This window comes from Paraniabella aurantiaca, from assembly GCF_050309965.1.
Classification (GTDB): Bacteria; Bacteroidota; Bacteroidia; order Chitinophagales; family Chitinophagaceae; genus Niabella.
The window spans coordinates 169881-189094 of record NZ_JBLOSY010000002.1; the positions used below are offsets into that span (position 1 = coordinate 169881).

Annotated in this window: 13 protein-coding genes; 10 read left to right on the forward strand and 3 right to left on the reverse strand. The window is 41.1% G+C overall.

The window, feature by feature from the left end; translation table 11 throughout:
• The first annotated feature begins 41 nt into the window (after positions 1-41).
• From ACLOAU_RS15545 to ACLOAU_RS15570, 6 genes are all read left to right on the forward strand, one after another.
• Positions 42-2417 (forward strand): Gldg family protein, encoded by a 2376-nt coding sequence (locus tag ACLOAU_RS15545; RefSeq protein WP_427862815.1) that lies wholly within the window; start codon positions 42-44, stop codon positions 2415-2417.
• Positions 2418-2499: 82 nt separating this feature from the next.
• Positions 2500-4803: an ABC transporter permease subunit gene (locus ACLOAU_RS15550; protein WP_427862816.1), complete on the forward strand. Its 2304-nt coding sequence runs from the start codon at positions 2500-2502 to the stop codon at positions 4801-4803.
• Between the two features lie 6 nt (positions 4804-4809).
• Positions 4810-6111 (forward strand): MutS-related protein, encoded by a 1302-nt coding sequence (locus ACLOAU_RS15555; RefSeq protein ID WP_427862817.1) that lies wholly within the window; start codon positions 4810-4812, stop codon positions 6109-6111.
• 48 nt (positions 6112-6159) lie between these two features.
• Positions 6160-7320, forward strand: a complete 1161-nt coding sequence (locus ACLOAU_RS15560; RefSeq protein WP_427862818.1) for a redoxin domain-containing protein — start codon at positions 6160-6162, stop codon at positions 7318-7320.
• 18 nt (positions 7321-7338) lie between these two features.
• Positions 7339-8661: a MutS-related protein gene (locus ACLOAU_RS15565; protein WP_427862819.1), complete on the forward strand. Its 1323-nt coding sequence runs from the start codon at positions 7339-7341 to the stop codon at positions 8659-8661.
• A 52-nt stretch (positions 8662-8713) separates the two neighbouring features.
• The gene (locus ACLOAU_RS15570; protein WP_427862820.1) at positions 8714-10192 is read left to right on the forward strand and encodes a S41 family peptidase; all 1479 of its coding nucleotides are present in this window, start codon (positions 8714-8716) and stop codon (positions 10190-10192) included.
• 346 nt (positions 10193-10538) lie between these two features.
• Here the strand turns inward: ACLOAU_RS15570 and ACLOAU_RS15575 are convergent, their stop codons facing one another.
• A complete protein-coding gene (locus tag ACLOAU_RS15575) occupies positions 10539-11417 on the reverse strand; it encodes a sterol desaturase family protein (protein ID WP_427862821.1) in 879 nt (292 codons plus the stop codon).
• Positions 11418-11524: 107 nt separating this feature from the next.
• Entirely contained in the window at positions 11525-12145 is a 621-nt protein-coding gene (locus ACLOAU_RS15580) for a Crp/Fnr family transcriptional regulator (RefSeq protein ID WP_427862822.1), read from the reverse strand.
• 411 nt (positions 12146-12556) lie between these two features.
• Between ACLOAU_RS15580 and ACLOAU_RS15585 the strand changes: the two genes are divergently transcribed.
• The 3 genes from ACLOAU_RS15585 (at position 12557) to ACLOAU_RS15595 (ending at position 16913) form a co-directional block, all read left to right on the forward strand.
• Entirely contained in the window at positions 12557-13312 is a 756-nt protein-coding gene (locus tag ACLOAU_RS15585) for a DUF6597 domain-containing transcriptional factor (protein ID WP_427862823.1), read from the forward strand.
• Positions 13313-13381: 69 nt separating this feature from the next.
• Entirely contained in the window at positions 13382-14545 is a 1164-nt protein-coding gene (locus ACLOAU_RS15590; protein ID WP_427862824.1) for an FAD-dependent oxidoreductase, read from the forward strand.
• A gap of 973 nt (positions 14546-15518) precedes the next feature.
• Positions 15519-16913: a sulfatase-like hydrolase/transferase gene (locus ACLOAU_RS15595; protein WP_427862825.1), complete on the forward strand. Its 1395-nt coding sequence runs from the start codon at positions 15519-15521 to the stop codon at positions 16911-16913.
• A gap of 223 nt (positions 16914-17136) precedes the next feature.
• Here the strand turns inward: ACLOAU_RS15595 and ACLOAU_RS15600 are convergent, their stop codons facing one another.
• Positions 17137-18114, reverse strand: coding sequence for a GlxA family transcriptional regulator (locus tag ACLOAU_RS15600; protein ID WP_427862826.1), 978 nt, complete (start codon positions 18112-18114; stop codon positions 17137-17139).
• A gap of 254 nt (positions 18115-18368) precedes the next feature.
• On the opposite strand from ACLOAU_RS15600, the gene ACLOAU_RS15605 reads away from it, so the two are divergent.
• On the forward strand, positions 18369-18773 hold the full coding sequence (locus ACLOAU_RS15605) for a VOC family protein (RefSeq protein WP_427862827.1): 405 nt from the start codon (positions 18369-18371) through the stop codon (positions 18771-18773).
• The last annotated feature ends 441 nt before the right edge of the window (positions 18774-19214 follow it).

Below are 19214 nucleotides of genomic sequence, written 5' to 3' on the forward strand. Positions count from 1 at the left end.
TTTTGTTGCCGATATTAATATAAAACATTAAAGGTTATCAAATGAGATTGATTATTAAAATAGCAAAAAATGAATTAAGGAGCCTGTTTTATACGCCTGTAGCCTGGTTCCTGTTGATTTTATTTTGGGTGCTATGTTCCTTATTTTATGTGCAACGATTTTCGCGCCTGGCTAACAGCATGTATAATGCATTACAGGAATACCCACACGTTAAGTACATATCGCCTGCAACCCTTACTGCCGGTTTAGTTACAAGCCCTATATCAGGAATGTGCGCCAATATACTGCAATACCTCTACCTGTTTATACCATTGCTTACTATGGGTGTTATTAGCAGGGAATTTAATTCGGGCTCTTTTAAATTGTTATATACTTCACCTTTACGTTTGCGCCAGTTAGTAATAGGCAAATACCTGGGTCTTACTATTTTCAATTTGTTATTCTTGCTGATATTGGCTGTATTTATGGTTACTGCATCATTCGATATCCAATCTGTTGATACAGGCCTTTTAGTGTCAGCGGCCTTTGGTATTTTCTTATTACTCTCGTCCTACGCTGCCATTGGTTTTTTCGCATCCAGCCTTACCCGCTACCCCATTGCTGCAGCGCTTATCAGTTTTGTTATCCTTATTGTGTTAGGCAATATAGACCAGGTATGGCAACAATATAGTTTTGTAAGAGATCTTACTTATTTCCTCAGTTTAAAAAACCGCACCAACCGTATTTTAAACGGGTTGCTCACCACTAAGGATATTATTTATTTCTTAGTAATAATAGCCATGTTTATCGTTTTCACGCTATTCGTGCTGAAAGGTAAGATGCAAGCGCTGCCGCGTTACTTAAAGATGGGCCGTTACCTGGTGGTTATTATTATCGCGCTGGGTATTGGATATATCTCCTCGCGCCAGTCGTTAACAGGTTATCTTGATTTGTCTGCAAGACAAACCAATACACTTCATCCCAACACACGGCAAAACCTGGACCTGTTGCGGGGTGCTCCGCTTGAAGTAACCCTTTATACCAACCTGTTTGGAGATCCCGATGAGGCACGTTATGCCTATATAGGCTTTCCTGTAAATATTAACTCTTACCTGGATCTATGGGAGCCATACCGGAGATTTAAAAAAGATATCCGGTTTAAATATGTATACTACTATGCTGTTAAACCAGGCGATGATAATTTGTACAGGACCTTTCCCGGGAAAAGCCTGAAGCAAATAGCAGGGCTTATTGCCAGGATGTTAAAAGTGGATTCCTCCATGTTCATGGGGCCGGAAGAAATAAGTAAAATAGTCGATCTTCAAAAAATTGATTATGGTGTGGGCACCAAACTAAGCTGGAAGGAGCGTTCTCTTTTCATAGACTATTTCCCCTCTCAAACCGGAGAAAGCGTATTTACTGCTGCAAGAAGCACCAGTGAACCACCTTTTAATGCCGCTTTCAGGCGATTGAGCGGCGCTAAAATGCCCCGTATTGGTTTTATTACCGGCCAGCTCGAGCGCAGTGTGCTTAAAACCGGGGAACGGGAATATAGCTGGTTGAACTCCCTTTACGCCCTGGGTTTTGATGGGGATACCCTTAACCTGGCAACGCAGGAAATTCCTGCGAATATGACAATGCTAATGCTCGCTGATCCTAAAGAAGCGCTCAGCCCCGTGGTAACAGGAAAACTGGAGAAGTATATTGATAATGGTGGAAATATGTTGGTATTGGGCGAACCAGGCAAGCAGGGCATATTAAACCCGTTGCTGCAAAAAATGGGGGTTCAAATGTTACCCGGGCAGTTGGTACAGCCATCACAACATGAAACGGCAGAAAAAATATCTGCTTATAAAACCCAATACAGTTATTTACTCGCCAAAGAATATGAGAACCTGGGGCTTCTGAATTTCATGAAATATGTTGGTAAAGGTCTTCCTAAAGGAGATACTAATTATAAAGTATTTACAGGCGTTGCTGCATTGTCTTATCAGCAAAATAATGGTTATACCATCGACCCTTTATGGACCATAAAACCAGGAAAATCCTGGCGAAAGATGGATAAACTTGTATTAGATTCAATAGCACCTGTATTCAACCCTCTCCTGGGGGATGTAAAAGATAGTTCGGCGCCAATAGCTATTCAACTGGCAAGACCGCTTAACGGAAAGGAACAACGTATGATTATAGTCGGTGATGCGGATTTTTTAAGCATATTGAGGGTTACCTTGATAGGATATGATTTCCCGAGGTCGCTTTTTAGCTGGCTTAGCTATAACCATTACCCCGTATACACGCCTTTCCCTATACCTAAAGACAATATACTCCTAATGACACCTGCCTGGGCAAAATTGGAAAAATTATTATATACCTGGGTAATCCCATCTATACTGCTTTTGATGGGTATTGTGTTGCTTACGAGAAGAAAAAGAAAATAATGAGCAGGGATCTGAACGATAAATAATACATCTATATAGTGCCTAAAAGTGACACAGCTATTGCATATAAATAAAAACAAAAATGAAACTCATATTTAAAATTGCCAAGAATGAATTACGCAATCTTTTTTATTCGCCGATTGCATGGCTCACCCTATTGGTGTTTTGGGTAATAGCTTCTTTAACTTATTGCAATAATTTATACAGTATGGCCAATACCCAGGAAATAATGATTAAAAACAGCAATCCCGGGTGGAACTGGCTGCCCAACTCATTAACCGGAGGACTTTTTAGTGGTATCTATAAAAATGCAGCATCCTATCTCTACCTTTTTATACCCCTCTTAACTATGGGGCTGGTAAGTCGCGAAAGGAATGAAGATACGATGCGTCTGCTCTTTTCCTCGCCGGTAACTACCCGCCAGGTGGTGCTGGGTAAATACCTGGGTATTGTTTGCTACCTGCTAATGCTGGTGGCTGTAATAGTAGTATTTATGGTACTGGGTTTTTTAAATATACATGATGCAGATTATGGCTTATTTTTTTCCGGTGCTTTGGGCTTTTACCTGCTGGTATGTGCCTATGCAGCCATCGGGCTTTATATGTCTTCGCTTTCCATACATTTTATTATTTCGGGCATAGGTACTTTTATGGTCATATTTGTGCTCGATCGTATTGGTATGCTCTGGCAGGAGTATGATTTTATAAGGGATCTTACCTGGTTCCTCTCGCTGCAACATCGTACCCAAACAATGGTAATGGGATTGATTATTACCCGCGATATTTTTTACTTCCTGGTAGTGGCTTTTATTTTTGTTTGTTTTACCATCATCAAATTACGGTCAGAGCGGGAGTCTAAGCCCTGGTATATCAAAGCAGGGCGGTATGCATTGGTAATGGTATTAGCTTTAGTAGTGGGTTATACCAGCTCCAGGCCTATGCTGACAGCTTACTGGGATACTACCGCCGCTCAAAAAAACACGATACCCAAAGAAATGCAGGCCCTGATAAAGGCAATGGGTGACAGCAGCCTGGAGGTGACGCTGTTTGATAACCTGTTGAGTACAACTTCAATGACAAAGAAAGGGTTCCCTGTATCTCGAAATCCTGAATATTTTGCGGGCTTTTGGGAGCCATACCTGCGCTTTAAACCCGATATCAATTTTAAATATGAATATTATTATGATATTGATCCCCGCACTTCAGATAGCATCTGGTATCAAAGATACCCCGGGAAATCTGTCCGAGAAATAGCTACCAAAGTTGCACAGAGAAGCGATATTGATCTTACACAGTTTAAAACTCCGGAACAAATACGCAAAGTGGCAGATATGACCCCCGAGTATAACCGTATGGTGATGCAGTTAAAGTACCGCGGACGCACGGAAATACTACGAACCATGGATGATTTACAAACCTGGCCCGGCTTGTCGAATGTTGCGGCAGTATTCAAGAGGTTATTGGAGCCGGAAAAGATTTCAAAAACATACTTTGTTACGGGCGATCTGGAGCGTAATATTCATATAATGGGCGAAAGAGGCTATTCGGGCCATACCGCTAAGTGGGAGCGGCAATCTATAATCAACATGGGGCTGGATGTGGATACACTCAACCTAAACTTTCAAAACATACCAGGTAATACAAAAGTCCTTGTGCTGGCAGATCCAATAATGGATTTAAGCCCCGTGGTTCAGGCAAAAATTAGAAGCTATATTGATGCAGGGGGCAATATGATGATATTGGGCAAACCCGGCAAACAATATGTGATGAACCCTGTATTAAAACAATTAGGGGTACAGTTACATAAGGGACAGATTGTACAACCCAGTTATGACGAAACGCATGAAAAAGTAATATCACTTTTTACACCTGAAGCAATCAACCTTTCATTTGAAGCAGGGGGCGGACCTATTGGAACACCAACTGTTACTGCTGTTGTTAGTGACAGTAATACCAACTATACCAACAAACCGTTGTTGCTAACACAAAAGGGAAAAACCTGGTTGAAAGCAGGTAGTCTTGTGATTGATTCTACATTACCCCCATTTAATGCTGCTGCCGGTGATGTTATGAAGGACAGTTTGGCAACAGCTACACATTTAACCCGCAGGATAAATGATAAAGAACAACGTGTGTTGGTTTTTGGCGGTGCTGATTTTATCAGTAATATGAGACTACTCCAAAACACTGATTTTATCAGGGCAGCACACAGTTGGCTTACCTACAATCATTTTCCCATAGACATCCCGATTGTGATGCCTAAGGATGTTTTACTGAATATTGGAGAACGTGCGGCTAAAGTGCAAAAGATAACTTTTATATGGGTGCTTCCCGGCCTGATATTATTGCTGGGAAGTATTTTATTAATCAGGAGAAAAAGAAAATAGGATATTATGCATTTGTTAAGAACGGATGAGCAAACCATTGGAGACCTGGAAATTTTTGGTAAGAAAACAGGTAGCGGCATTTTTGATATATACAACCAGGCGCATACCCGTGGGGGCGAGACCCTGTTGGGTGAGCTTTTTCGTCAACCCCTTTCAGATAAGGAAGCCATTAACAGGCGCAGCAGTGTTATAGAAAGCTTTGCTGCTTTACAATTGAAATTTCCTTATGACAGCGCCTTTTTTGATACGGCTGAAAAGTATTTAATAAGTGCTGATGATGAAGGCAAAGGCAAGAACAGCCAGGCGGCGATAGGTGAAAAGGAAATACAAAATGGTGTGCAATCTGTCATACAGATTATACAGCTTACTAAAACCTTTACAGAACGCAAGGAAATTAAAGATATCAATGCTTACAATGCCGAACGGGAAGTGTTGGAGAGGTTGGTGAATGCAGCTGTATTTGCACCCGTATTAAAAGAAACGCTTAAACCGAAAATGTCTTATAGCGCAGTCACTGCTTACGACGCGCTGTTCCGGGTATCGGAAAAGCAAAAGATAAAACAATTGCTGGAAGCTATATACGTATTGGATGTATATGTTTCAGTGGCAATAACCGCGCGGGAAAGGCATTTTGTATTTCCCAAAGCGCTTGAAAAAGGACAATGCTTATTAAAGCTGGAAGGGTTGTACCACCCCTCCTTAAAAAAACCGGTAGCTAATGATATAGCCATGGATGCCTCTCAAAACCTTATTTTTTTAACAGGGGCTAATATGGCCGGGAAGTCCACTTTTTTACGGGCTTTAAGTACGGCTCTTTATATAGCCCATATGGGTTTTCCTGTGGCGGCTAAAGCCATGGAGTTCTCTGTGCTGGATGGTATTTATACTACGGTAAACCTGCCGGATAACCTGGGCATTGGTGCCAGCCATTTTTACGTAGAAGTGTTGCGGGTAAAAAAAATGGCGCAGGAACTCAGCACGGGCAAATCCTTTTTTATTTTATTTGATGAGCTGTTCAGGGGTACCAATGTTAAAGATGCGCATGAGGCTACAGTGGCTGTTGCCAAAGGCTTTGCAGGTAAACGCAATAGTATGTTTGTTATTTCCTCACATATAATTGAAGCCGCCGATCAATTAAAGGAAAAAAGCAATATAGATTTTTTATACCTGCCTACCCGCATGAATGGCACTGTGCCGGAATATCCATATACACTGGAGACTGGTATTACAGACGACAGGCATGGCATGGTGATTATTCGCAACGAGGGCATACTGGATATATTAAAAAAGGGGAAGAAATCAATATAAAATAGTAAATGATAATGTAGCATCAATAACAAGAAGCAACAATCAATCATGAAATTAATATTATCAATAGCCGCGGGCTTTTTTATTGTAATGGCTTTATATGCGTGCGGCTCGTCTGTAACACCAGCGGGCTTTACTATCAAAGGAAACGTCGATCGTAAAAAAGATGCTTTAAAAATCTATCTTGTTTATGCCAATGATTCCGGGGTCACCATTACTGATTCAACGGTTATCAGCAACGGCATATTTGAATTCAGGGGAAAGGTTGCCGGGCCTTTACCAGCCAATCTTGTTTTAGGACAGCCCGGTATGGGCCTGGATCAGCTTACTGTAAGTAATACTGATTTTTTATCTTTTTACCTGGCAAATGATGCAATTGAAATAGATGTTACAGATTCTTTAAAAAAGGCCAGAATACAAGGCTCGCCCGTAAATGCTGAAGCATTGCGTTACGAGCTTTTTTTAAAAAACGGGATGAAGAAACAGGCTGCCCTGCAGGAGGAGCTATCTCAAACGCTGCCGGAAAAACAGCAGAGTCCTGTCTTTCAGCAGGAGGTGCAACAAAAACTAATAACGGCTCGCCACGAAACCAACGAGGTTCTAAAGCAGTATGCCCGTTCTAATCCTTCGTCCTATTTCAGCGTTTCTGCTATAGCAACGTTGGTGCAAAACAAAGCAGATGTTAAGGAAATAGCGCCTCTGTACCAGGGCCTGGAAGAGCCTTTGCGTAAATCACCGGCAGGAAGTAAGCTGGAAAAAACATTACAAACACTACAACGGACGGCAGTAGGTGCAATAGCTCCGGTCTTTAATCAGTCCGATGCGAGTGGTAAATATATAAACCTTTCTGATTTTAAAGGCAAATACCTGCTGTTGGATTTTTGGGCCAGTTGGTGCCGCCCCTGTCGTATGGAGAATCCCAACCTGGTAAAAGCGTATGCAAAATATCGTTCAAAAGGTTTTGAAATCCTGGGAGTGTCTTTGGATAAGATAGAACAAAAAGAGGCCTGGTTGCTGGCCATCAAACAGGACGGGTTAAGCTGGACGCAGGTAAGCGATTTGAATGGCCCCTTAAATGAAGCCGCACAGCTATATGGCGTAAATGCCATCCCGCAAAACTTTTTGATATCTCCTGAAGGTGAGATCATTGCATCCAACCTGCGGGGATCGGCCCTGGATCAAAAACTTCAGGAGTTGTTTAAAGAATAAATTCTAAATAAAAAATACATGGTATTTGAAACTGATAAACAAACCATAGATGAGCTAAACCTGATGGGCAAATTTCGCCAGGGTTCTGTAAGCCATTTATTCAACCGTGTAAAAACACGTGGCGGGGAGCAGCTGCTCGATGGCATGTTCAGGCATCTGCTGGTAGATGCGAAGGCTATCAACCGGCGCAGCAGTATATTTTCTTTTTTTCAATCGGCCAGGCTTGTTTTCCCTTTTGATGTACAACAGGTAACGCTGATGCGCGAATACCAGGATACCGCTACCGCTGGCAATGGCTTACTGGTTCTGGGAGATACGCTTATTAAGAAAATGCTTTCGTCCCTTACCCGGGATGAGCGTTACAAAAAAATGGTGCAGGGTCTTCAGGCTACCATTATAACCTTACAAAAATGTAACACCTTTGTTCAATCCGTTCCAGCTGCTAATCATGCTTATGCTGATCATATACATGCGGTGCAACAAATACTGGCAAAGAAAGAATTGATGCGATTAAGGGAAACTGATATCTATCAGTCCTTGCCGGTTAAAAAGTTATCCTATTACAATCATCTTTTGAAAACAGTATTAAACAAAGAAATGCAGGAACTGCTAAACTTTGTTTATGAAGTTGATTTATATATAGCCGTAAGTGATGTAGCCAGGGCTAAAGGGTTTAGTTATGCACGCGCGTTGGCGCCCGAGGGCAACCTGCTGTCGGCAAAGGGCTTGGCGCACCCTTGTATAGACAAAGCCATTGGCAACGACCTGGAGTTGAATGTTCAAAATAATGTAATGTTTTTAACCGGCGCTAATATGGCGGGCAAGTCTACGCTGATGAAAGCTATAGGTATTAATTTCTATCTGGCCCATATGGGATTCCCGGTGGCTGCAACGGAAATGATTTTTTCTGTAAGAGAGGGCATGTATTCTTCAATCAACGTGGCAGATAATATCGGGTTAGGCTATAGTCATTTTTATGCAGAAGTAGTACGCGTTAAACAGGCAGCAGTGGCAGCAGCCAGCGGCAAGCGGCTCCTGTTAATGTTTGATGAGTTGTTTAAAGGTACTAACGTTAAAGACGCCTATGACGGCACCCTGGCAGTGACAAAGGGATTTGCTAGTTACCAGGAATGTCTCTTTATTGTGTCTACCCATATCATAGAAGTGGCAGCGGCACTGAATGATGAGGATAATGTACAGTTTGTATATATGCCAACAGTTATGGAAGGCCTGGTGCCACGTTATACTTACAAGTTGGAAAAAGGCATCACGGAAGACCGGCAGGGAATGATGATCATTAATAATGAAGGAATTCTGGAACTGCTAAATGCGGCAGACTAGTGCTATGATCGCTTAAGATAAAACTAATTTCAATTACTATAAATTTTTTAATATGAAGAACGAGCTGCGATCAGCTGCCGGAATTTTTTTGTCATTCTGTTGGTTTACCACGCAGGCACAGGTAAAGGAAGTTCCTGGCCTGTCAAAAGAAGCTATCATTGCAGACTACAGGCTGGCAATGGATATCCTCAAAAAACAGCATCCCAATCCTTATAAATTTATCGATTCCCTTACGCTCAATCGCAAAACGGATAGCCTGATGAAAGAGGCTGCTCGTCAGGATAATATATTGGCACTGGCCAATTATTCGCCCGTTTACCTGATTAAAGATGTTCATCTGAATTTGCGATGGTCGGCAGATAACGGGAAAGAAGCTATTAAAGCAACCCGCTTTTTCCCGATACCGGTATTAATTGAAAGAGAAAGGATGTTTGTGAATACGAAAGAGACCTCATTGCCTTTCGGATCAGAGATCATCGCCGTTAATCATCAGCCCGTAGCATCAATTTTAAACAAAATGAGCCCGCAAATTTATGCAGACGGTTATATAAAAACAGCCACGGATCGCTTTTTTGGAGAATTTCAAACCGCGTTTAGTCTGAATAATTATGATTGTAAAACTTATGTAATCGACTATAAGGAAGCTTCTGGAAAAGAGGTAAAGCAGGCCACGCTGTCATCAAAGAATGCTTCTGAAGGTACCCATTCTTCCAGGCACGCGTTCTTCCCGGTAAATATATTGCAGCGCAGTTTCTGGATCTACAGTGATTTTGATGATTCGGCTAAATCGGCTGTATTAACCGTCAATTCTTTTAACCTGAATGAGTCATATGCCTATAAAGAGTTCAGCGGTTTTTTCAGGGAAGTTAATAAGCGCGGTTATAAAGATGTTATTATTGACATTCGTAGCAATGGTGGCGGTAATCCCAATATATCTGCCCTGCTATATTCTTTTATTTCTTTAAAACCTTTTCATAATATTTTTAATTACCGAACCCGAACTATTGATATTGCTTATCCCGAATATGCCGTCACTAATGGCCGTAAAATGTCAGACGAGGATATTCAGAATCAAAAGAATTTTTTATACCAACGCTATGATAAGGATGATAAAACCGGTTTTTATATTGGCAACACGCGTTTGAGAGAAGGGCAGCTGGAGAATTTTCCGCCCGATAAGGACGCTTTTAATGGAAAGGTTTATGTATTAACAGGTGGAGGAACCGTGTCTGCAGCGACCTATTTCGCTTCCCTGGTTCAAAAAAACAGCAGGGGCCTGATTGTGGGTAAAGAAACAGGAAGCGGGGAAAATGCTACCACAGCCGCCTGGTTCCTGACCTATGAGCTGCCTCATACGAAATCGGTTTTAACCGTTCCCATGTCGGAGCTTTATTTTTTTAATGCAGTTGCCGATAAAGGACGGGGTGTAATGCCAGACAAGGAGCTGCCAATTGAACAATTTATCAACTATATGAAAGACGGCAAAGACCCTGAAATGACTTTTGTAAAAGAAGTGATTCTATCGCGATAGTTCCCGGGAATTTTTGCAATATGTTTTAAAGCCAGTCTGCCTTATCCCAATATCCTGAAGATTGCGTTTTTTTTATTAGGTTTATGAAATATGTTCCGGCGTGGTTTTTACCACCGCCGGTTTTTTGATCAATAACCTGTTTAGCGCCTAAGTATATATAGCAATAAAGTATGCGTTAAATGAGTTTATCCGGGTTGCATAACCGGCTACATTGAAATGGATACTTATTCAGTTAAAAAGTCCGTACCGGCCAATAAGTTGGTAACAGCATTAACTGTGTTAAATCCTAAAGAGCAGGCCGGAAGAATCTTAGTTTTTTTATAAGGATGGTTATGTCTCCGTTATACTAAGCCGAGCGCTTTCGATCAGAAATGGCCCGGGAGCCTTCTATTGTTTCTTTCTCCGTATTTGAAGATAGCTCGGAAATGTTATTCATTTGTAAGGTTAAGCTAATGGCATTTGAGCCAAAACGCTGTTCCTGAATTTGATCGTAATAGGCCACATATTGCGGATTTTCTGTTTTCATAATCCGGTCCCAGATCCTGAAGTAGAGCCCATAGTTGCCTTTGAATTTACTATGATGGAGATTATGATGTACCGAAGTGTTTAAAATTTGGAAGAGAAAACTCTTTCGAAACCATTTGGGTGCAATCTCATAACCCAAATGCCCATATACATTGATGATAAAGGCTGCCGTAACAAAAAGTGATATAGAAATGGGATGCATAGGAAGCATGAACAATAAGATAGGCAGAATAAGTCCTTCGGTAAAAGCTTCGAACATACTGAACGCATACGAAGCCCATGGCGATGGATTGGTGGATTTATGGTGCAATAAATGCGTATACCTGAATATCCGGCGATGATGGAGTAGCCGGTGCATCCAGTAAAAATAAGTGTCGTGAATAATCAAAGCAATGGCAACACTGGCCAGCAGGTAAAAGATCCCGTAATCATTAATATTGCTATACAATAAAGTGTATCGTTTAATAGGGGTAAGCATAAATGGGATCGCTACAAAAATCATTATTATATTGGATGAAAAGGAGTGTAGTATTTCTCTTCTAAAGTCGGAGGCACTTGCTTTTTTTTGTTGAATCTTGTTTTTGCGCATAGCCCTTGCAAACAACACATAAACCAACAGGAAAGCAATGCCAGCAATAATAAAATACCTGGCAATAGAAATGGTAAAAAAGGAAACAAAGAATTGGATAATGTCATTCATGATAGAATATTTTTATCCAAAATTATTCCCAAATCAGAACAGAGAAATTTACAAAAGATAATAAATAGAACGGAGGATGAATAGCCGCCGATTGATTGCCCAGACGTTTACGGATGGGATTGCTTCGAATTATTTTTCGAGGAAAACCTGACGGCAATTCTTTTTTTTATGCGACTTAAAGACACAGGTGTAATACCCAGCAAGGTAGCAAGATGTTTTGATGATACACGTTGCGTAAGACCTGGCTTCTGAGCCAGTAAATTAAGATATCGTTCTTCCGGGCTTAGTAAAACAAAGCCTTCTATTCGCTCCAATGCTTCGGCAAGCATGCTGTTGAAGAAATATGTTTTGGCAGCAGCAAATTTTGGGTCGCTGTCAATAACCTTCATAAATTCACGGTATTCGGTTTCCAGTACAACCGAATTTTCAAAGGCTTCATAAGTAAACTGAGAAGGTCGTTCCCACAAAATGGTGTCGAAGTTTGAAAAAAATTGATCTTCCCATCTAAGGAGTACTGTTATTTCTGCTCCCTGCTTATTAATAGAATAAGCCCTTATTAAACCGCCTTTTACATAGGTTAGCTTCCGGGAAGTACTACCCGCATCGATATAACAATCGCCGGCTTTTAATTTTTTTATGCTGGCCAGCTCAAACAATTTTTGCAGGTCATCGAATGTCAGACCATTGAAAAGCTTCAGGTAATGTATGATTTTATCTTCACTAAGCATTTGTACCCTTTACTGCATTGACAGGTTTTTTAAAAGAACATTTGTAAAATAGATATTTTTATTCTTTTTGCAAAAGGAAATTCCTTTAACTGGCTTTACAATAAATCATTTTCCACTACAGTACGTTTTGAAATTACACGTCAGTTAAATTATGCCAACCAGCTGCATCAGCTATTTGAAAATATTGCATTACATTACCTTTGCTTGTAACTGCCCGGTGATGATACAGGTGTGCTCGGGGAAGCGTAAAGCCAAACCAAAGCGGTCAATTTTTATTTTAAAATTATCTGAAGAATGGTTTAAATCTGTAAATACTCCGTGGCTTTGCTGTAATACGAATAGGATATCTGCCTTAAAATTTTAAAAGCGACGTATCCTGTTTTTATCCATAAAAATGCAAAAGAATTCTCTATGAGCCTGATCATTCAATCGGAATTGCCGGATAGCTCTATCTCTCATTTTGTTCACAGCTTCTGGATGCTGGAGAATAACACGGGTAAAGCCATTCCCTCTACCGTACTGCCTAATGGAATGGTGGATCTGGTTGTGTCAAAGGTAAATGCTGAACATTGGGAAATAATAGTAAGAGGTATTGACACAGAACCGTCACAGGTAAACATTGAGAACGGGACCAAAATGTTCTCTATCGGATTGAAATTACTAGCGGTGGAATATTTGTTGGGAGATTCGGTAAAGGATGTGTTGAACGAGGGGAGAACTCTATCAGACAGCTTCTGGCAATTTGATAATAAGGACTTAGACAGTTTAAAGAATTTTTGCAAGAAGGCAGCGCAAAAGATAAAAGCTGTAGCAACAGGAAAGATGGATGACCGGAAGATGAAATTATTTGATCTTATCTATGCGGCTCAGGGCTCTATAACAGTAAAAGAGCTTTCTGAAAAAGTATTCTGGAGCAGTCGCCAGATTAATCGCTACTTCAATGAGCAGTTTGGTATCTCTCTAAAAACATATTGTAATGTACTTCGCGTTGGTGAATCCTTCAGGCATATCAGCGAAGGCAAGCTTTTTCCTGAACAGAATTTCACAGACCAGAATCATTTTATCAAAGAAGTAAAGAGGTATACCGGCGTTACTCCCAAGGTGCTGAGCAAAAATAAGAATGCACGGTTTGTAAATATTACAGCCATCAAAAATTTCCCTTCTTAAAAAACGGCTGATTTTTACTATTCGCTTTCCTGCCATCGTTGCAATTTTGTCCTTTAATCAAATAGTGCAATGATGTTATTGAACTCAAAAAGAATAGCCATAATTGGCGGTGGCCCCGGTGGGCTTACACTGGCAAAATTGCTTCAGCTAAACGATGTTGATGTAAAAGTATATGAAAGAGACAGGGATAAAAGCGCCCGCGTACAAGGCTCGCCACTTGATCTGCATGAAGATTCGGGTCTGGCTGCTTTGCGAAAAGCTGGTTTATTTGAAGCATTCAAACAAAATTTTCTTCCGGGCGCAGACCGCATGCAAATCATGAACGAGCAGGCAGAAGTGTTTTTTAGCGACCATACAACCAAGCAAATTGAAAATTTCGACAGCAAATATTTTCGTCCGGAAATTGACAGGGGGGTGCTGAGAAAACTATTGCTGGAGTCTTTGCAACCCGAAACTGTAGCATGGGATAGTCACTTTATTTCAATGACAAAACAAGAGAATGGCTGGCTGCTTCATTTCAAAAATAAAGAGACAGTTTATGCAGATATTGTAATTGCTGCAGATGGTGCCAACTCAAAGATCCGTCCCTATATCACAGATATTAAAGCATTTTATTCTGGCATTACGATGTTGGAAGGCGCCATTTATGAAGCCGGTACAACGGCACCCAATATTACAGCCTTACTTCGTGGCGGAAAAATAATGGCATTTGGAGACAGGCAGGATGTGCTGTTAGGACAAAAGGCAAATGGCGAGATCGGTTTTTATGCAAGCTTTCGGGCGGGCGAAAACTGGGCAGCTGACAGCTTACTTGATTTTTCTGATAAAGCACAAATATTGGAGTGGTTCAAAAAAGAGTATCCGAAATGGAACAGTATCTGGTATGAGTTATTTGAAGCTGCTGCAACACCTTTCATTCCCCGTCCGATATTTTGCATGCCGTTAGATCAAACCTGGGAAACATTACCTAACCTTACTATGATTGGCGACGCTGCGCATGTAATGCCTCCTTTTGCAGGTGAAGGGGTAAATATGGCAATGCAGGATGCTTTGGAGCTGAGTGAAAATCTTACATCCGGTAAGTACAACACTGTAAAGAAGGCCATTGCAGCCTACGAAATGAATATGCTTCAAAGAGCAGCAAAGGTGGCGCAGGCTTCCCTTGATAACGGAGACCGGATGCATAGTGAAACAGCCCTGTCAACGATGCTGAACTTCTTTAACGGGCATTAAAGAAGACCGTTATACTTTCAAATGAAGGCATTTTATAAAACAATATTAAATATCCTGTTTTTGATTTCGAATAAGGTATGGCATACATACCAGAGGCAGCTTTGCTATAAACGCTGCCGTCTTGATCGCCGGTTTGCGAACGCGAGTGATTATCTTTGCCGTACCAGCTAGCAGCAGTTCCTGCTACGATTAACAATTTAAATATGAAAGAATCTGGAAAACATAAGCCGGCCAAAATCTGCTACGAACATATTGGAGGGAAATTAGGTGAACTTCTTATGGAACAATTCGTGGCCAAAGGATGGATTTCAAAGTACGGGTCCGCTGACAAGCACTTTTATATAACGGAAAAAGGAGAGCATGAATTTTCCGAACTAGGTATTGATCTTACACAAATAAAATCAGAGTGATATGATACAAGGTCTTTTATGATCATGGTGTAGACATAGCTCTATTTGATATCATTTGGTACAAGCCTGCACTAAACCTCCGTATTTAATCTTTCGCTAAGGTAAAGCGGAACTTGCTCCAATAAATATGGTCAGCCCCCAATGAAATAAAAACCTGGAACTGGTCACAGACTATTGGAAAATTCAAATTATTGTGCTAACTTTCAGTTATGCCTTAAGGTCCAATGCGATCTTTGGGTAAAGCCCACGGTGTTAGCCCTACAGCACGGGTCTTACTAGCCCTGCTATCAGTGAGATTCAAAGGGAAGGTCCCAATCTTCCCTTTTTGTTTTAATACCGGCCAACATTTGTCATTTCTTTAATTCATTTCAAATACCCGACTCATTGGGTAAGCCTGATACATTTTATTGTTGACTAAATATCTTTGTACGTAAAGATGCTTCAGGTGCTCTACAGGCAGCCTGAATAATTAATAAAGATCAGGTGTTTATATGGATTCTATTTGTTAAACTGCGGTAGGTTACTAAACACGTTTACATATTTTCAAACGCAAAAAAGATTAAATGTATAAACCGATTCAGGCTACCAAGACGAAATTACAATCGATATTGCTGATGCTGTTGCTGGCATTGTTACTTATAAGTAGCGCCTATGCCCAAGCACAGGCAAAGCAGCCCAATGTTATTGTTATTTTAGTAGATGACATGGGATACGGCGATATAGGCAGTTTTGGCGGAAATTTTGTTCCGACACCCCATTTGGACCGGCTGGCAAAAGGCGGCCTTCAACTGAAGCGCTATTACAGCGCAGCACCTATTTGTTCGCCATCAAGAGCCGGTATATTAACCGGAAATTACCCTGGCCGGTGGAACTTCTGTACTTTTTTAGCCACCAAAGAGCATAATAAAAAAGCAGAGCAAACGGATTTTCTTTCTACAGAAGCCCCTTCCATAGCCAGGTTTTTCAAAAACGCCGGGTATGCAACCGGTCATTTTGGAAAATGGCATTTGGGGGGTGGACGTGATGTATTGAATGCACCAGGTTTCAGCGAGTACGGGTTTGATGAGCATGCAAGTACCTATGAAAGTCCCGAGCCCGATCCTTTGCTTACAGCCACGGACTGGATCTGGTCTGATAAAGACAGTATTAAACGTTGGGACCGAACCAGGTATTTTGTAGACAGAACACTTTCGTTCCTGGCCAAAAATAAATCGAAACCCTGTTTTATCAACTTGTGGCCCGATGATGTGCACACCCCCTGGGTACCCAAAGCGGATGATGATGGAACAATATACCCTAAAAACCGGGAAGGAGAAGCAGCATTTAAACGTGTTTTGAAAGAACTGGATGTGCAGATAGGGCGACTGATGGAGGGACTTAAACAACTAAATATCGAGAATAATACGATAGTGATCTTTACGAGTGATAATGGCCCCATGCCCAGCTTCAAAGGTAGCCGGTCGGGTGGGTTAAGAGGATCCAAATTATCTTTATACGAGGGAGGAATCCGTATGCCTTTTATCATTAGTTGGCCGGGTCATGTACCTGCTGGCCGTATCGACAATAATTCCGTAGTCACCGCGTTAGACCTGTTGCCATCCTTAAGTAAAATGTGCAATGTTAACCTGCCTGTCAGCTATAAAGGCGATGGCATTAACAGGGCAGCTGTGTTAGAAGGTAAGCCCTCGGAAAGAACCGCTGATATTTTTTGGGAATATGGACGTAATGATATTGCTTACAATTATCCAAAGGCAATGGACAAAAGTCCTGCTTTAGCGATTCGGTCAGGTCGCTGGAAATTACTCATGAATGCAGATGGAAGCAATCGTGAATTATATGATATGCTTACAGACCCCGGAGAAAAAACCAATATAGTGACAGCCAATGAAAAGCTTGCTGCGAAACTGCGGTTAAAATTGCAAAATTGGTGGAACCAGTTACCCAAACTAAAAGAATAGCCCTTTATAATAAGATCTCAGTTGATTAGTGCTGCAAGCAGCTAAAATGTATAGCCACAACTCTTGTGGCAATAATCTGATTGCTGCGAGACAATCCGATGATCTATTGCTTTACCTGCTATTTACTTCTACCGGTTACGCTGTGTAACATCCTCTAAATAGACGTATCTATTCAATGGTACCTGAAGAAGGGAACGCCGGCTTTCTCGAGGTACATGGCCACTTAAACTTCTACCGCGACTTTAGCATATTTGTTCCGGTAGTCTACAGGAGTTAACCCCGTTATCTTTTTGAAAGTATCCCTGAATGCTTTGGTATCAGTGTAACCTACATCAAACATTACTTCGCTCACATTTTTCCTGGAAGCTTCGAAAAATCGTTTAGCAGCTTCTATACGTACTCGCTGTATATATTCCAGAGGCGTATTATTAGTGGCCTGGCGGAATCTTCTTTCGAAAGTCCGGCGTCCCGAATTGACGATGGCGGCCAGCTCATCTATCACGATTTTTTCGGTATAGTTTTTTTCAATATAGTTCTGAACTTTTATGATCTCCGCATCATGATGTGTTTTTTGTCCTTTGAATATGGCAAATACAGCCTGGCTGTTACGGTCGATATCCAGCGCAAAATTTTTAGAGATGAGTATTGCAGTTTCGCGATCCGAATATTTCTCTACGAGGTATAGCACCAGATTCCAGAGGCTGCTGGCACCGCCGCTGCTGTATATATTCCCAACTTCGGTGATAATGGCGCCATCTACTACTTCTATTTCGGGGTATCGTGTCCTGAATTCATCAAGGTAAGCCCAATGAGTCGAGCATCTTTTACCGTTCAGTAGTCCCGTTTCGGCCAGCAGGAAAGCGCCTAAACAGAGGCTGGCAACGCTACAACCCTTTTTATATAGTTGCTGGAAATAGGGGATGGCTTCGCTATTCAGTTGAATGCCTTCAATAAGATCTCCATATACGGGCGGGATAATTAATAAATCGGTTGTGGGCACGTCCCGGAGCAAGAGGTCTGTCTTTATAGTATATTCACCATCGTTGGCTGGTACAAATGGGGTGAGACCGGCATATTCGACCTCGAAGATGGCATCTTTTCCCAGCGCAATAAGAAAGTCATTGGCTGCCTTGAAAGCCCGGTATGGCGGGGTTACTGCTTCAATGACGCCTTTCTCCGGTGCAAAAACGGTTACTCGCATATACTTAATTGCTTAAAAAATAAAGATAACACTTGCCTGTCATTTTTCCCCCGCTGGTTTGTCGTGTTTATACAGCATCTGCTCAACACATTTAAATCAACTTTGTGTTGAAGAAAAAAATTTAAATGATACATGATGGCAAGTAAAATCTTTCAACCTGCCGGTCGAAGACGTCAACCTTTAGAGGTATTGTTTTGGGATGTGACTAAGTTTCCGGGTTGGGGTATGCGTAACAATAATATCAAACCAATTCAATGTTGAACGATGGACCAGCTTTCTCAGTATACCTTTCCTTTAATGGAAATTGTAGTCAGGCTTTTAACTACTATAAGGCTTGTTTTGGGGGATCATTAACGATACAAACTTTAGCAGATACTCCTGATGGCATACTAATGAATCAAAGAATGCGCAGGGCGGTTATAGTAGCTCGGTTAAAGAATAAATACTTTAGCCTGGTGGGAACCGATCTGACAGATGAAGGAAATATTGTTGCCGGTAATAATATAAGCATCCTGATCGAATGCTACTCCTTTACCGAGCGAACCCGTCTGATCAATAAACTCATTAACAGGAATTTTTGTTCAATTGAAAATACTAACCCCCTGGTTCATATTGTTGATTGCTATCGCATCAACTGGATACTAAGCGTGAATTATTAGGACTGTAGGAAATCAAAAAACAAGTAACTCTGCCCGCTAACTCTTTAGCTTATCATATACTCAACAGCATCTGCAAGCCACGGATACAAGCATGCGTTTATGCGGATCTACCTTTTATACAGGTACGTTATACAGGTACGAAAAAGAAATTTTGCAGCTATTAAAAAAATGTCCGCAAAAAAATATACTTTTGTCCACCAAATAAGTAGACTATTTGTTTTGATAGCTGTAATTTCTAAAAAGAAACCAATGATACAGTCAGGTTTTTCCATTGTTAAGAAGGAAAACAAGTTCTTGTTTTCTTTTAAGGATCAATCCTTTTTTGTAAACAACCTGTGTTGTTGCTTTATTAGTAACTATCTTATCACAGGCTTTCCTGCAAATTAGATTTATCATTTTTCATACCTGATAATGGCGTTCCGTTAAGTACGTCTACCTGAA

Coding starts and splice junctions, on each gene's coding strand:
- ACLOAU_RS15545 (WP_427862815.1), top strand. CDS start 42: ATGAGATTGATTATTAAAATAGCAAAAAATGAATTAAGGAGCCTGTTT.
- ACLOAU_RS15550 (WP_427862816.1), top strand. CDS start 2,500: ATGAAACTCATATTTAAAATTGCCAAGAATGAATTACGCAATCTTTTT.
- ACLOAU_RS15555 (WP_427862817.1), top strand. CDS start 4,810: ATGCATTTGTTAAGAACGGATGAGCAAACCATTGGAGACCTGGAAATT.
- ACLOAU_RS15560 (WP_427862818.1), top strand. CDS start 6,160: ATGAAATTAATATTATCAATAGCCGCGGGCTTTTTTATTGTAATGGCT.
- ACLOAU_RS15565 (WP_427862819.1), top strand. CDS start 7,339: ATGGTATTTGAAACTGATAAACAAACCATAGATGAGCTAAACCTGATG.
- ACLOAU_RS15570 (WP_427862820.1), top strand. CDS start 8,714: ATGAAGAACGAGCTGCGATCAGCTGCCGGAATTTTTTTGTCATTCTGT.
- ACLOAU_RS15575 (WP_427862821.1), bottom strand. CDS start 11,417: ATGAATGACATTATCCAATTCTTTGTTTCCTTTTTTACCATTTCTATT.
- ACLOAU_RS15580 (WP_427862822.1), bottom strand. CDS start 12,145: ATGCTTAGTGAAGATAAAATCATACATTACCTGAAGCTTTTCAATGGT.
- ACLOAU_RS15585 (WP_427862823.1), top strand. CDS start 12,557: ATGAGCCTGATCATTCAATCGGAATTGCCGGATAGCTCTATCTCTCAT.
- ACLOAU_RS15590 (WP_427862824.1), top strand. CDS start 13,382: ATGATGTTATTGAACTCAAAAAGAATAGCCATAATTGGCGGTGGCCCC.
- ACLOAU_RS15595 (WP_427862825.1), top strand. CDS start 15,519: ATGTATAAACCGATTCAGGCTACCAAGACGAAATTACAATCGATATTG.
- ACLOAU_RS15600 (WP_427862826.1), bottom strand. CDS start 18,114: ATGCGAGTAACCGTTTTTGCACCGGAGAAAGGCGTCATTGAAGCAGTA.
- ACLOAU_RS15605 (WP_427862827.1), top strand. CDS start 18,369: ATGTTGAACGATGGACCAGCTTTCTCAGTATACCTTTCCTTTAATGGA.